Below are 13,912 nucleotides of genomic sequence, written 5' to 3' on the forward strand. Positions count from 1 at the left end.
GATTACCGCTCGACCCTTCTGATCACTTGGCTATTCATATCAAATTCAAACGCTTCCCATGTCCCCCAATGTGAGCAGTAGGTACACAGCTCCAAACTAATCTTAGAGGAAGACAGTGATGTGTATTCAGGATAGTAGAGAAAGTGTTTCGAGCACCCAGAAGGAATACTATACAGGTGAAACCAGCTATCTGTTTCATTCACATGCAGCAGATCTACACCCGCACTGTCACAATCATGAATAAACTCGAGTCGATGAATTTCGTATTCAGGATGTTTTACTACCAATGAGAATTGGCTGTAACTGGGTAAGCAGCTCCGTTCGTAAATCTCATCATCCTGCCCCACCTCACAATCAGGCACATTGTAATAGCCGTTATATCGCTCAAAGTGTTCTAGGATAGAAGCTCGAGGATCACTGCTTAGCTCTGTGACTTGTAAAGTATCATTAAGGTCTGACCTTCCCTGCTTACCCTTTAGAGGGGTCAGACTTTCAATCAACTGCTGTTCCGCTTTGACAGCCTCTACGCTCAACTGTTTGTAGGCATCGATCAAATCTACACAACCCTTAGTCGTTAAGAAGCCCTCAGTGACTTCCTTATACTCAACGCGCTTATGCTTTTGATCGTAAAAAACATAAAATAAATCATCCGGGCGGGCGGCATTTACCGTCCCAGAGTAGTTACCCGCAAATATCAGGCTCATATTTCCATTCGATTCCCGTAAGCAGTACCCCCTGAAAGACACATAGTCATATGAGGCTTCAGGCCCAGGGATATCTTCAGAAGCAAATGTTCCCTCTCTGCCATTAATAGCGAAAACAGTCACATCATTCCAACTAAGTGCTGCACTACTTATCATGCTGCTCTCACCAGCAGCAATCATCTCTGCATCATCGTCATACACAGAGACCGCAATGATATTTAGTTGGTCATTCGCTGTGCTAAAAGGGCCTTCTACCTGAATTGTCCCGGTTTCTACATGAATATCGACAGAGCTGGAGGGAACAGTTGTTAAGGGCTGACAGCCTGATACTAAAAGGAGACTCATCATTGAAAACAACACAAGAAAGAACTGGGATGAATTACGGCTAACTGTCTGGACCATTTCCATTCCTAAAATCCATTCATAACGGGTGTCATCAGACACCATGGAAGATGTACGGAAGGTTAACTATATTGCTTTTAAGCAACAAAGCGTAAGCATCTCAGGTTATATTCATAAACTGACTATAATTATCAGCTAATAAACCGAACACATGCGATACTTATGAAAGAGACTGTAGATAAAACTGTGTAACTGCCTATTACAGAGCCAGCAATGGCTAAGGATAGGCAGTATGGATAAGAAACAACTCGAAACCCTCGCTCGTGAGGCCGCCAAAAGCATCAAAACTGAAAGTGACCTTAATGTCTTCAGGCAGATGCTGACCAAAGTCACCGTGGAAACCGCCCTCAATGCCGAGCTGAATGATCATCTGGGTTATGATAGGCACGGTAAAAGCCCATCGGATAACAGCCGTAACGGCCACTTCATCAAGACCCTACGTACTGAAGACGGCCAGTTCGAGATCGATGCACCACGAGATCGGGATGGCAGTTTTCAACCTCAGCTAGTCAAAAAGCAGCAGACTCGCTTTACGTCAATGGATGACAAGATTTTGAGCCTATATGCCAAGGGGATGACCGCCCACCCTGTTATTGATAGATACTGAAGAAGCCGAAGGTGGCGGTATTTTCAGAGAGGGGTTATCAGTTCGCAGTAGAAAAAGTACGTTATAGGCAGCATGGTGCTTTTCACTCTGTAACACTTTACTTTAACCACCCTGTAGTAGAAAGGCTGAAAATTGTATCGACACAACACCCTCGAGAGATCTATGTTTATCAGCTACAACAACAAACAGCAGGGGAAGGCTTCTGGGAAACACTGGAGAGCGCCTTAAACTCGGTTCAGCATATTGGTGGACAGATGTTCACTATTAAGCCAACAGCAAAACACTATTACGATTAAGGGAGGTAAAAGGAATTTATGCTTGATTATTTGTGTATTCCTGCAGAATACCTGACTGCTGATGAGAACCTCAAAACTAGCCCCATAGTCGATTCTCAGAACCGGGGTTGGCACTGTGGTAAGCCACCTGAATTGACGCCGAAGATTCAAGACAGCTTAAGTTCAGAGTATGCATATGCTGCATGGGAACTGAATTGCCTTAAGAGACTATTGGATCAGCTACATGTACCCACACCTGGGATGTTCGGTGGCTGGCCTACGGAGATCAGCGAGGTCTACAGTCTGGCGACAAAGATTAAAGCAGAATCCCAAGATTCATTAGCTATGGCTTTGGCCAATGTAGAAATACCAAACATAGATCAATCCATCAATCTTAATGCACTTCGATCTACACAATTACCCCTTTCAACACTCAGCAAAGATGAACGCAAGACTCTTTTAAAACATGCCAAAAGGGTTTGCAAAAAGCACCGGGAGTACGGTTCAGAAAAATACTTCTCAGGTGAATTCCGCCAAAACCGAGAGAACTATGCCAAAGATATCATTCGGGCTGCAGACTACGCTCTGGACCTGATTGAAGCCATTCCACGTAATTCTCTCTCTGTTGAGACAATTCAGTACATTCTTGAACATGGTGAGCACACCTACCTAGAGGAGTATGAAGATATGGAGGGGTTTGCTATCGGGACCCTAAGATGTATCCAACATGAGATATCTGAGTAACGCGGAAATCGAATCAGACGAGATTCCATCTCCTCATGGAGTGCTGCTATATAGGGTTACACTGGGAATCTAGTCTATTATTCGGTCTTGGCTTAACCCTTCTCGTAGACAGAAAGCTGAATTAACAGCTGCTTTTGGCACATTGCAGTCGCCTCTGTTCTGTTTATCAATTTATTTCACTATATCTGAACTTCAAGACATTCCTTTCGACTCTACTGAGATGCGTGCCTTCCTGAAATGTGAGGGCACGCAGAAACGACCCGCTGTTACAGGGACTTTAATTCCTTACTTATAAGAAACGGCAGTTCTGCATACGGATGCCCCGCGTACACACGCCCCTAGAACAGTGAGTTGCTTTTTTACGCATATACCTGAAGCTGTTTCCCCCGTAAAATAGCGCCCTTTTCAGTAATCCGGGCGTTTACGTCCGCCAATCAGTAACGCCTATGCCTTTACCTACACCTGCTGCGCGTAAACTTAAGCACACCCGCCGTGTTATCTGCGAAGGATATGAGCGGGAAGACGGACTCTGGGATATCGAAGCGTTTCTGCTCGATACCAAGAGCTTTGATCTGCAGATCCGGGATCTTAACCCGCGTACCCTGCCAGCCGGTGAGGCTCTGCACGGAATGTCGATCCGCATTACCGTGGATCTGGAGCTGAATATTCTCGATGCCGTGGCGACGATGGATCACACCCCCTTTAAACAGTGTCCGGCCATTGCCAGTGCGTACAGGCAACTGATCGGCCTGAAAATTCAGCCGGGTTTTACCAAACAAACCAAAGCACTGTTTGCCGGTCGCAGCGGCTGCACACACCTGCTTGAACTGCTTGGCCCGCTGGCTACGGCGGCCTTTCAGTCAACCCATCAGGAGCGGGAGAAAGCCGCTAATTTCTGGCAGGACAGCGATGAACGCCCCCCGCTGCTGGACACCTGTCATGCGCTGGCGGCGGATGGCCCTATTGTGAAGAAGCACTGGCCTCACTATCATCAGGGAAATCAACCGGAAGCCATCCCGGTTACCAACCTGGAGCAGGAGCCGCGCTGCAATCAGCCTGAGCCTGCCTGAACAAGGAAAAGACGATGCTGATTCATCCCAATAAGTCCTGCCTGCTGATTGTCGATATTCAGGAGAAACTGGTTCCGGCCATTCATAACAAAGAAACGCTGGTAGAAAACACCCGCTGGCTGGCGGAGATTGCCGGCAAGCTGAATGTGCCGGTACTGACGAGTGAACAGTACCCGCAGGGGCTCGGCCATACGATTGCCGAAATTGCCGAGGTGGTACCGGCCGAAGGAATCATGGAGAAAGTACATTTTTCCTGCATGTCCGAGCCCGCCTGCAATGAAAAGATCAACGCCCTGCGTCCCAATCAGGTTGTCGTTGTCGGAATGGAAGCCCATGTCTGTGTGCTGCAGACCGCGCTTCAGCTCAAACAGCAGGCACGTGAGGTGTATGTGGTGGCAGACTGTGTCTCTTCACGTAATCCGGAAGATAAAGCGCTGGCGCTGGAACGCATGCGTCAGGCTGGTATTTACGTGGTAAGCCGGGAGATGGTGGCTTTTGAGTGGATGCAGAAAGCCGGAACCGACAGCTTCCGCGAGATTTCAAAAAACTATATCCGCTGATTCGGTGAAGCTGGCCGGGTAACACCGCCAGCTTTTTTCAGACAAAACACCTTCCGTTTACGTAAACTACCCTATACAGGTATTCCCTTATTGTTTATTATCAGGCGATAACAGGTCTGGTGATCTATTCGACAATAATTAGAACGGAAAAGATTATGAGCAATCCACTGTGGAGCCCAACGCAAGCGCAAGTTGAACAGAGTCAGGTTTATCAGTTCATGCAGCATATCAATCAGGCACATGGACAAAAGCTGGACTCCTATTCCAGTTTTCACCAGTGGTCAGTATCCCACCCGGAATCCTTCTGGAACGAGATATGGGATCGCTGCGGGGTGATTGGCCATAAAGGGGATGCGCCCTATCTGGTTGACGGCGACAAAATGCCCGGCGCTAAATGGTTCCCACAGGCGCGAATTAATTTTGCCGAAAACCTGCTGCGCTACCGTGATGAGCGCAGCGCTATAATCTTCCGCACAGAAACCGATCAGCGTGCTGAGCTAACCTATGCCGAGCTTTACACCCGGGTCGCTCAGTATGCAGCCGGCCTGAAACAACGCGGTGTCGGCAAAGGTGACGTGGTTGCCGGCTTTATGCCCAATATTCCGGAAACCCTGATCGCCATGCTGGCCACAACCTCGCTGGGTGCGATCTGGACCTCCTGCTCGCCCGATTTTGGTATTCAGGGCGTGATGGATCGGTTTGGTCAGGTTAAGCCGAAGGTTCTGTTCACGATCCCTGCCTACCTCTATAACGGTAAAAAGATCGACTGCATCGAAAAAGTGGAGAAGATCGCGGCTCAGCTAGACTCCACGGAACAGGTGGTATTTGTGCCCTATCTGGGACAAAACGAAACGATCACCGACGTGCGTCATGCCTGCTGGCTGGATGCATTCGTTGACACCAGCGCCACCGAAGTAAGCTTCGAGCCTGTAGAGTTCTCCGCACCGCTCTATATCATGTACTCTTCCGGCACGACCGGCACACCCAAATGCATTGTCCACAGTGTCGGCGGCACCCTGCTGCAGCACCTGAAAGAACATCAGTTACACACGGATATACGCCGCGAAGACAAGCTGTTCTATTACACGACCTGCGGCTGGATGATGTGGAACTGGCTGGTCAGCGGGATCGCCTGCGGCTGTACTCTGGTCCTGTTTGACGGCTCGCCGTTTGCCCCCTCGCCTTCGGTGCTATGGGACATTGCTGAACAGGAAAAAATCAGCGTGTTCGGCACCAGCGCCAAGTATATTGCCGCGCTGGAAAAAGCCGGCAACAAACCGGGCAGCAGTCACGATCTGAGCGATCTGCGTGCAGTGCTCTCCACCGGCTCACCACTGGCCCATGAGAGCTTTGAATACGTCTACCGGGATATTAAAGCCGATCTGCTGCTGGCCTCTATCTCCGGCGGTACCGATATTCTTTCCTGTTTTGCTCTGGGCTGCCCGATGCTGCCGGTTTACACCGGCGAGCTGCAGTGCCGCGGACTGGGCATGGATGTCGCCATCTTTGATGATCAGGGTCAGGAGATTCGCGAGCAGAAAGGCGAACTGGTCTGCCGCAGCCCCTTCCCGTCGATGCCGATCGGTTTCTGGGCTGATGAAAGCGGCGAGAAGTATCGCAGCGCCTACTTCGCTCAGTTCGATAATATCTGGGCACACGGTGATTACGGTGAACTGACCGCCCATGGGGGCGTGATTATTCATGGCCGCTCTGATGCAGTGCTGAACCCGGGCGGGGTTCGTATCGGTACTGCGGAGATCTACCGTCAGGTAGAAAAGGTGGATGAGGTACAGGAATCGATCTGCATCGGCCAGCCGTGGAAAGATGATACCCGGGTGATTCTGTTTGTCGTCCTGAAACCGGGCTTCACACTGGATGATGAACTGAGTACACGGATAAAACAGACCATCCGCGCCAACACAACGCCCCGCCATGTACCGGCGCTGATTATTCAGGTCGCCGACATTCCCCGTACCATCAGCGGAAAGATCGTGGAGCTTGCGGTACGTAAAGTGGTACTGGGTGAGACCGTGACCAACAAAGATGCACTGGCCAATCCGCAGGCACTGGAGCTGTTTGCCAACCTGCCACAGCTACAGAGCTGAACCCATGCCCTGCGACGGTATTCGTTGCAGGGCGTTGCTTGCCGGCTTAGCCTGAGCCTGAGCCTGACGCCACAGCGAGCTTTTGCTGTAACTGCTCAACCCGTTTACGGTTGACGCCAAAATCAGAATGCCCGACCCGGGATGCAGAGCGGAAGTGTAACTGCCGCTCTGCCAGATCCAGCCTGACCTCAAGGTCATCCACAAAACCGAAAAACCGGCTTTTAAACACCGCCGCCAGATAAAGATCCGATCTGATCTCAACCCGACCACCGGCCTGTTCGATCAGTGCGACCAGGGGCGGCATGACCTGCTCGGCCGAGTCCACAGATTCGGGAAGTTGCAGGGGCGCGATGAAAGATTCAGGCCGGGTATCGGGTTCGGAACAAACACAGTTTGCCTTATTCGGGCACCCCGCAAGCCGCCCCTCAGTCAGACCAATCGCACGCCCTTCCCGGGAGGAGATAGCCAGCAGCCAGAACAGTAAAAAAATTGCGACTGGCAGCAGCAAACCAATCCATTGCATACAGCGAATCCATTTTCTTTGCATAAAACAACAGCCAGCCCTTGCGGGCGCAGGAATCTGCAAACAAGCCCTGAAGCCTGCGGAGCACCTTCAGGGCTTGCTTTGAGGTTTCTTAGTCTTCGCGACTGGTAACTTCCAGCAGGTGATAACCGAACTGAGTTTTGATCGGTCCCTGCACCGCACCTACTTCACCGGTAAATACTGCCTGATCAAACTCAGGTACCATCTGACCACGACCAAATGAACCCAGATCACCGCCCTGCGCACCGGACGGGCAGTTGGAGTGCTGACGTGCGGCTTCAGCAAAATCAAGACCAGCAGCAATATCTGTCTTCAGTTGTTCACACTGAGCTTCGGTGTCTACCAGGATGTGTCGAGCGGTTGCACGTGCCATATTTTTTACTCCGGTTCAGATAGATGAACGGCCCTGATGCGGGCCGGTGGTACATTGTAGGTGAAAATGGCTGACAGCCCAAACCTGTTCAGCTTAGTTGCCTGAACCAGCGTTTAATTCTGACTCAGCAGGTATAACCCCTGTTGCCGCTTATCGCTGAAACCATAACCACTGCCATTGCGGGAATGGATCAGTGCCAGTACCTGCGCATCCGGCGGTGACGGCTCCAGATAACCTTTCTGATAGCACCAGCCCACATAACTGGCGGCTCGCGCAACCTGCCCATAGATCAGGCTTTCATTAAAATAGTGACAGGCATCGACAAAATTGCTTTTGGCCAGTTGGATCTGCCCCATCGGAAACCCGGCGAATGGCTCACCCGCCTCGATCCGCTCCAGATAAGCGGTTTCGATCTGGTTACTCATATAATCATCAATATCGTTGCGCAAACGGCTACAGAGCCGGATCTGCTCAGCGCGGCTCAGTTCAGCGCAGTGATCCGGCATATGCTGTATCACCGCAGCCAGCAATCGCGGATAGTAACCATCCCCCGAGAGCATAGCCCAGCGGTCCTGTTCGAAGATAAAAGCAATGACCAGCATCCGGCCCAAGGGGTTTTCGCCATCAAGATAGTGGGCGCGGAAATGCTCCGCCCACTCATCCGCTTTACGCTCCCCCTCTTCCCGGACAATACTGCTGGCCCGGAAATGATAGAACGCATCCATGGCGTGATGCCCCATCTCATGCAGCAGTACATCCTGCAATACACTGAGAAACAAACGCTGCTTTTCCGCTAAAAGCTGCGCCTGCTCTTCCTGCCCAACGGCAAATAGCTGCCAGGGTGATTTAACCGGTGCCGCTGCGGAGTCCGGGTGACGGTTCCAGAAATACTGACTGAAATACTGCTCTATCCACTGCGGCTGCTGACGCTCACGAGCCAGCAGGTAGACTTCAATATAGTGCGACAGGCCATCAAGGAATTGTTCACTGATCAGAATTTGCGGCGCATCACCCGGCAGTGCCAATGCCATGGGCAACCCGCGCGGATGATCTGCAAGGCGGATTTTCACATCAGCCAGACGCTGCTGTTGCAGAGCCGGAAGCTGCTTAAGGTCGGGTGCTAACCGGACAGTGAGCTGGTGTAAAGTGTCGGCATACTGATCGCTTGTATCGCTGACTTCCAGTGCCTGTATGACCGGCGGGTAGAAAGCAAGCAGAGATAAAACGGCAGTAATACTGAGGACGAAACGCATATCGAACCTCCCTGCGGTCTACCTGAGTGCGGTTTAAACAGACAATGTTTAAACAGGGATACATGCACTATAGGTTATTTTTTCACCACAAAGGCTCAGTATGAGCAATCCTCAGTTTCAGTCAGACTGTGCTGGTTGCCCCCATTTTTCACTGAATACCATCTGTTCCAGTTGCTTGCGCTTCTCCCAGTTGGCCAGTTCCAGCTCAGGTTTTTCCAGAAATTCAGAAACATAGCCAACACACAGGTAGGCTACCGGCACGACACCCTCTGGCAATTCCAGCCGTTGTGCCAGCGTATCCCGGTCGATGATCGAGACCCAGCCAACCCCGACATTTTCTGCCCGGGCTGCCAGCCACAGGTTCTGTACGGCGCAGACGGTACTGTACAGATCCATTTCCGGCTGATGGGTTTTCCCCAGAATAACCGGACCACCCCGTTTACGGTCGCAGGTAATGCAGATATTCAGCGGCGCATCGAGAATCCCCTGAAGCTTAAGCCCCTGATACTGCTCACGGCGTGCACCACTGAACATCTCAGCCGCCTCACGATTGGCCTGCTCAAAGGCCGCATGTATCTGCTTACGCTTCTCCTGATCCCGAATCAGGATAAAGTTCCAGGGCTGGGAAAGCCCTACCGACGGTGCGTGGTGCGCGGCATGCAGAATATTCGTCAGCACCTCGTCCCCGACAGGCTTCGACAGAAACTGACTGCGTACATCACGACGCCCGTAGAGAACCTGATAAAAGTGCTGCCGGGTCAGCTCATCAATATCGGACTGAGTACGGTTTTGGTTGTCAGCGCTCATGTATGGCTAAAGCCCCTTTGTTCAGTCGATACAAACTCGATAATAAAAAGCCCGCACTGGGCGGGCTCAGGGTCTGCACATCAGGCGGCGGTGCCGATATCCTGCCCCGCTTTTTCAATCAGGGCGGCGTGCAGCGCGATAATCGCTTTTTCGTAATCATCTTCTGAGACCACACACTGCATCTCCACCTGACGGATTGACTGGTGCAGCGCCATCACATTGATACCGGCCTCAGCCAGCGCACTGACGGTACGGGCCAGAATGCCCTTCACTTTCATATGCGAGCCGATGGCAGAAACAATCGCCAGATTATGCAACTGAATCTGACCTTCCGGGTACATATCTTCCATCAGCCGTGCAGCGCGGTTCACCATCTTACGGGAACCACCCACGTAGTAGGTGATACTGTTAGCATCAGCGTCTTTATTCACCACGTAGAGTTTCAGTTTGGCCAGCAGCTTGGAGATCTCGATATCGTACTCCGCATCGCCCAGCATCTCCTGATCGAAGATCTCAATGCCAAACACATCCTTACGCCCGGCAACGATCTCTACCCGTGGCGTATCGCTGTGGTAATCCTGACTGATGGTGGTTCCTTCATGTTCTGGCTCAAACGCGTTTTTAACCCGCAGTTTCACACCGTTACGACGCAGACCTTTAGCTGCCTTAGGGTGGATCGCTTCCATCCCCAGATTAGATAGCTGATCCGCCACATCGTAGTTGGTCGCACCGATGGTCACCACATTTTCCGGGCCAACCAGCATCGGATCCGCCGAGCTCAGGTGGTACTCTTTGTGGATAATCGCTTCAGCAGCGCCGGTTACGGTGGCAATCATGCTGAAGGTCATCTCACTGTAACCCCGGTCAAACGTTTTCATCAGGCCTTCGGCGCAGTGCGTGTAACCGGTCGCGATCACCATCTCTTTGTCGATCTCAACGCCTTCAAACTGCAGTTGAACCATCTCTTCAAACGGCAGCGGCTGATCCATATGCCAGCCGGTCAGATCCACGAAACGGGCGTTGATTCCGGCTTTACGCAGCGCCAGTACAGAGTTGTATGCACTGTGCGCTTCACCGATAGAGGCGAGCATTTCACGCACCTTCATCAGGTGCTCTTCCAACTGGAAGTGACCATAGGTGCAGAGGTGGTGCAGACTCTTCATGCAGTCACGGACATCGTTCAGACGTTCAATCACGAAACTGTCGGCGGCATTGCGTTCAAACTCAGCATCCGGGAACAGTTCAGCGTTGATCTCTTCCATCCGCGCCTGAACCTTGTTCAGCTCTTCAACCCAGGCTTCTTCGCTTTCGGCGTTGGCAAAACGGGCATAAACACCCGGCTCACCGGTTTTCTTGTGCTCCAGAAGATAGTTGGTAATACCGCCGTAGGCAGATACCACAAAAATTCGGTTATACAGTTCTTCAGGTGTGGTGCGCTTACCCACCAGAATGGTGTCCATCAATTCCTCAAAGCGACTCATGGAAGTGCCGCCGATCTTCTCAACTGTATGCATCTTCTTTCCGGATTAACTTAATCGTTGCCAGAGCCCCGACCCTGACAGAAAAATTGGGGCGGAAATTTTACCCTAATATGATGAAATTGTGACCACATTAATTAGTTTTAGAGATAAAAAAAGCCCCGCAATGGCAACATTGCAGGGCTTTTTCGGGTAAAGCTCAGCCGTTTTAGCTGAACATACCTTTAAACATAAAGAAGAAGATGATTGCCAGACCGGCACCTGCAGGCAGCGTTACCACCCAGGATACGAAGATCGTACCGACAATACGCAGGTTCAGTGCCGCCATACCCCGGGCAATACCAACACCCAGTACCGCACCCACCAGGGTGTGCGTGGTAGAGATCGGCAGACCCGTACCTGAAGCCACCACCACTGTCGCGGCAGCCGCCAGAGTCGCAGCAAAACCACGGCTCGGAGTCAGCTCAGTGATATTGGTACCCACCGTTGCAATCACTTTGTGACCGTACATCACCAGACCGGCAACGATACCGCCACCACCCAGCAGCAGGATCCAGGCCGGCATGGCAGATTTCTGCGCCACTTCACCACCTGCACTGACCACACCGACAATCGCCGCCAGCGGCCCCACCGCATTCGCCACATCGTTAGAACCGTGAGCAAAGGCCATGGCACAGGCGGTAAACATCATCAGGATACCGAACAATTTTTCAACGCTGGTGAAGTGGTGTTCGCGATCCGCATCAACATCCGGGCTGATCTTCTTCAGCATCTGCACACCGATTGCCATGATCACAACACCGATAGCGACCGATGCCAGCGCACTTTCACCCCAGCTCAGGTGCAGACCAACATGCTTCAAGCCTTTGGTAAACGTCACCATCGCTACGATAAAGCCCACCAGGAAGATATAACCCGGAATGTAGCGCTTGGCGTTTTCGAAAGGCTTGTCAGTATCCAGTACCAGCTTCTGTACACTGCGGAACAGGAAGAAAGCGATAATACCGGCGGTCACGGGTGAAACCACCCAGCTTGCAACAATCTTACTGACTTTGCCCCAGTTAACTGCATCCATCGAGATGCCCACAGCAGCAAAACCAACGATCGCGCCCACAATGGAGTGGGTAGTGGAAACCGGCCAGCCAAAGTGAGTCGCCACCAGCAACCAGATACCGGCTGCCAGCAGAGAGGCCATCATGCCGAACACCAGTAATTCAGGTGTTCCACTTAACAGACCCGGGTCAATAATGCCTTTACGGATGGTGGAGGTTACTGCACCACCGGCCAGATAGGCACCGAGGAATTCAAAGATGATGGCGATCATGATCGCCTGCTTCAGGGTTAATGCTTTAGAACCTACTGAGGTTCCCATCGCGTTGGCGACATCGTTAGCCCCCACACCCCAGGCCATAAAGAAACCAAAAACACATGCGAGGATGACGATGATATCGCCGTACTGAGCAATAATTTCCATGAGCGTTTACCGAAACATTTAGCGGGCTACCAGTAGCTGAAGTCGGCTACCAACCTGTTGAGAACGATCAGCCAGGTCGCCGATCAGCCTGATCACCTGATAGAGGAACATCACGTCCACCGGTGGGAGTTCCTTCTCAATAGCGAACAGTTTCGCGCGGATAGCACGCTCATGTTCATCGGTGCGATGCTCCAGTTCGTCGAGGCGAACCAGCATCTTTTCAATGACATCCGTTTCGTGGCCACCGAAGCCACTGTTAACCAGTTCGTCCAGTTCCTGCAATGCTGTCAGCGCCTGTTCTGATGTATTCAGGGCCATACGCACAAAATCCTGCATATCCGACTGAATCGACTCAGGAATCTGCATCTGACGTCCCAGCATCAGACCTGCGATATCTTTGGCACGGTTAGCGATCTTATCCTGCATCCGTACAACTTCGAGCAGATCGGTACGCGGTACCGGCAGAAAAATACTTTTTGGCAGGCTCTGGCGGATATCTTTCTTCATTGCATCCGCTTCACCCTCCAGAACAGCGATTCTTGCCTGTACGCTGGAAGCTTCGTTCCAGTCATTGGCAATAACCGCTTCCATAAACGGGATCAGCTCAACAGCACATTCCTGCGCTTTAGCGATGTGTTCCTGCATGGGTTTGAACGGAGAACGTGCAAACATCTGCAAAAACGGGTTGTTGGTGGACACCATTTAACACACCTTAAAATTTAGGATGATTTTTGAACAACGCTGCTGTTCAGGCGGGCGAATTATGACGGAATTATTAAGCCAAGTAATTACAGTTTTGTTACAAATTCGTCATTTTTCGGTAAAAAAAATGAAATATTGAGTTCGATCTATTTTTCTGCTGTACCACAAATATCCCTTGTAAATCAGATGTATAACTTTGTATATACATTGATGTTCGAAATATTTTAAACACAGCGGTTCAGGATTCATCTCTTTTCTCAAACAGATAGAGATCCATACCCGACTGATGGGTATCGCTCTCAAGGCAACATAATCGCAGCCCGGTAAAACGCGCCAGCAGTTCGTTCGGCTGCAGACAGAATCGTTTTGAAAAGCCCGTTCGCCGATGGTGCGCCAGATTAAAGGTGGTAATCAACAAGCGGCCACCGGGGCGCAGTGCTTTGATCAGTTGGGGCCAGAGGCGGTCTGCCGGCTTGTAACGCAGGATAACAATCGAATCGAACAGACCCAGCTCCTCTAATGAGCAATCCACCGATTCAAGATCCTGCTGAAACAACTCGGCATGGTAGCCGCGGGCCCCGAGATGGGATGCCAGTCGCTGCAGCCCTACCGAAGAGATATCGACAGCCGCAAGGCGGAACCCTTTATCCGCCAGAAACAGACTGACGGCGCCATCGCCTGCTGCCAGATCCAGCACCCGCCCCGGCTTCAGATCGGTATAGTGCTCCATCAACGATTCCGGTACCTGAGGCAGTTGATCGCCTTTTTCAAGATAACGCTGATCCCACTTCTGTTCTGCTTTAGACATAGATTC

At 51.3% G+C, this 13,912-nt stretch carries 14 protein-coding genes and 1 pseudogene; 6 read left to right on the plus strand and 9 right to left on the minus strand.

The genetic code is table 11. The features are described from left to right. Positions 1-2: 2 nt before the first annotated feature. Positions 3-1,112: a hypothetical protein gene (locus QUD59_RS00750; RefSeq protein WP_286238906.1), complete on the minus strand. Its 1,110-nt coding sequence runs from the start codon at positions 1,110-1,112 to the stop codon at positions 3-5. A gap of 226 nt (positions 1,113-1,338) precedes the next feature. Between QUD59_RS00750 and QUD59_RS00755 the strand changes: the two are divergent. The 6 genes and pseudogenes from QUD59_RS00755 to QUD59_RS00780 all read left to right on the plus strand — a co-directional run. Further along, a pseudogene (locus QUD59_RS00755) lies at positions 1,339-1,701 on the plus strand (transposase); the annotation flags it as partial. A 23-nt stretch (positions 1,702-1,724) separates the two neighbouring features. Then, the gene (locus QUD59_RS00760) at positions 1,725-2,009 is read left to right on the plus strand and encodes a hypothetical protein (protein ID WP_286238908.1); all 285 of its coding nucleotides are present in this window, start codon (positions 1,725-1,727) and stop codon (positions 2,007-2,009) included. Between the two features lie 18 nt (positions 2,010-2,027). Beyond that, on the plus strand, positions 2,028-2,732 hold the full coding sequence (locus QUD59_RS00765; protein ID WP_286238910.1) for a hypothetical protein: 705 nt from the start codon (positions 2,028-2,030) through the stop codon (positions 2,730-2,732). Between the two features lie 446 nt (positions 2,733-3,178). Further along, on the plus strand, positions 3,179-3,802 hold the full coding sequence (locus QUD59_RS00770) for a DUF2889 domain-containing protein (protein ID WP_286238911.1): 624 nt from the start codon (positions 3,179-3,181) through the stop codon (positions 3,800-3,802). Positions 3,803-3,816: 14 nt separating this feature from the next. Continuing rightward, entirely contained in the window at positions 3,817-4,362 is a 546-nt protein-coding gene (locus tag QUD59_RS00775) for a hydrolase (protein WP_286238912.1), read from the plus strand. A gap of 155 nt (positions 4,363-4,517) precedes the next feature. After that, entirely contained in the window at positions 4,518-6,467 is a 1,950-nt protein-coding gene (locus QUD59_RS00780) for an acetoacetate--CoA ligase (RefSeq protein WP_286238913.1), read from the plus strand. A 46-nt stretch (positions 6,468-6,513) separates the two neighbouring features. Here the strand turns inward: QUD59_RS00780 and QUD59_RS00785 are convergent, their stop codons facing one another. The 8 genes from QUD59_RS00785 to QUD59_RS00820 all read right to left on the minus strand — a co-directional run bounded on the left by QUD59_RS00785 (position 6,514) and on the right by QUD59_RS00820 (position 13,906). Continuing rightward, positions 6,514-6,990, minus strand: coding sequence for a DUF1499 domain-containing protein (locus QUD59_RS00785; protein ID WP_286238914.1), 477 nt, complete (start codon positions 6,988-6,990; stop codon positions 6,514-6,516). 112 nt (positions 6,991-7,102) lie between these two features. Then, a complete protein-coding gene (locus QUD59_RS00790; RefSeq protein ID WP_286238915.1) occupies positions 7,103-7,384 on the minus strand; it encodes a peptidylprolyl isomerase in 282 nt (93 codons plus the stop codon). Positions 7,385-7,497: 113 nt separating this feature from the next. Beyond that, complete coding sequence (locus QUD59_RS00795) at positions 7,498-8,637, minus strand: hypothetical protein (protein WP_286238916.1); 1,140 nt, start codon at positions 8,635-8,637, stop codon at positions 7,498-7,500. Between the two features lie 117 nt (positions 8,638-8,754). Then, positions 8,755-9,444, minus strand: coding sequence for a 5,6-dimethylbenzimidazole synthase (bluB, locus tag QUD59_RS00800; RefSeq protein WP_286238918.1), 690 nt, complete (start codon positions 9,442-9,444; stop codon positions 8,755-8,757). Positions 9,445-9,524: 80 nt separating this feature from the next. Continuing rightward, positions 9,525-10,958 carry an aspartate kinase gene (locus QUD59_RS00805; RefSeq protein ID WP_286238919.1) on the minus strand — a complete coding sequence of 478 codons (1,434 nt, stop codon included), beginning with the start codon at positions 10,956-10,958 and terminating at the stop codon, positions 9,525-9,527. 172 nt (positions 10,959-11,130) lie between these two features. After that, a complete protein-coding gene (locus QUD59_RS00810; protein ID WP_286238920.1) occupies positions 11,131-12,396 on the minus strand; it encodes an inorganic phosphate transporter in 1,266 nt (421 codons plus the stop codon). A gap of 18 nt (positions 12,397-12,414) precedes the next feature. Continuing rightward, positions 12,415-13,098 carry a TIGR00153 family protein gene (locus tag QUD59_RS00815; RefSeq protein ID WP_286238921.1) on the minus strand — a complete coding sequence of 228 codons (684 nt, stop codon included), beginning with the start codon at positions 13,096-13,098 and terminating at the stop codon, positions 12,415-12,417. Between the two features lie 238 nt (positions 13,099-13,336). Continuing rightward, entirely contained in the window at positions 13,337-13,906 is a 570-nt protein-coding gene (locus QUD59_RS00820) for a class I SAM-dependent methyltransferase (protein ID WP_286238923.1), read from the minus strand. Positions 13,907-13,912: the final 6 nt, after the last annotated feature.

Source organism: Neptuniibacter halophilus (genome assembly GCF_030295765.1).
GTDB lineage: Bacteria > Pseudomonadota > Gammaproteobacteria > Pseudomonadales > Balneatricaceae > Neptuniibacter > Neptuniibacter halophilus.

Excerpts from the sequence above, each read along its gene's own strand:
- QUD59_RS00750 (WP_286238906.1), bottom strand. The coding sequence starts at position 1,112 with ATGGAAATGGTCCAGACAGTTAGCCGTAATTCATCCCAGTTCTTTCTT.
- QUD59_RS00765 (WP_286238910.1), top strand. The coding sequence starts at position 2,028 with ATGCTTGATTATTTGTGTATTCCTGCAGAATACCTGACTGCTGATGAG.
- QUD59_RS00770 (WP_286238911.1), top strand. The coding sequence starts at position 3,179 with ATGCCTTTACCTACACCTGCTGCGCGTAAACTTAAGCACACCCGCCGT.
- QUD59_RS00775 (WP_286238912.1), top strand. The coding sequence starts at position 3,817 with ATGCTGATTCATCCCAATAAGTCCTGCCTGCTGATTGTCGATATTCAG.
- QUD59_RS00780 (WP_286238913.1), top strand. The coding sequence starts at position 4,518 with ATGAGCAATCCACTGTGGAGCCCAACGCAAGCGCAAGTTGAACAGAGT.
- QUD59_RS00785 (WP_286238914.1), bottom strand. The coding sequence starts at position 6,990 with ATGCAATGGATTGGTTTGCTGCTGCCAGTCGCAATTTTTTTACTGTTC.
- QUD59_RS00790 (WP_286238915.1), bottom strand. The coding sequence starts at position 7,384 with ATGGCACGTGCAACCGCTCGACACATCCTGGTAGACACCGAAGCTCAG.
- QUD59_RS00795 (WP_286238916.1), bottom strand. The coding sequence starts at position 8,637 with ATGCGTTTCGTCCTCAGTATTACTGCCGTTTTATCTCTGCTTGCTTTC.
- bluB (WP_286238918.1), bottom strand. The coding sequence starts at position 9,444 with ATGAGCGCTGACAACCAAAACCGTACTCAGTCCGATATTGATGAGCTG.
- QUD59_RS00805 (WP_286238919.1), bottom strand. The coding sequence starts at position 10,958 with ATGCATACAGTTGAGAAGATCGGCGGCACTTCCATGAGTCGCTTTGAG.
- QUD59_RS00810 (WP_286238920.1), bottom strand. The coding sequence starts at position 12,396 with ATGGAAATTATTGCTCAGTACGGCGATATCATCGTCATCCTCGCATGT.
- QUD59_RS00815 (WP_286238921.1), bottom strand. The coding sequence starts at position 13,098 with ATGGTGTCCACCAACAACCCGTTTTTGCAGATGTTTGCACGTTCTCCG.
- QUD59_RS00820 (WP_286238923.1), bottom strand. The coding sequence starts at position 13,906 with ATGTCTAAAGCAGAACAGAAGTGGGATCAGCGTTATCTTGAAAAAGGC.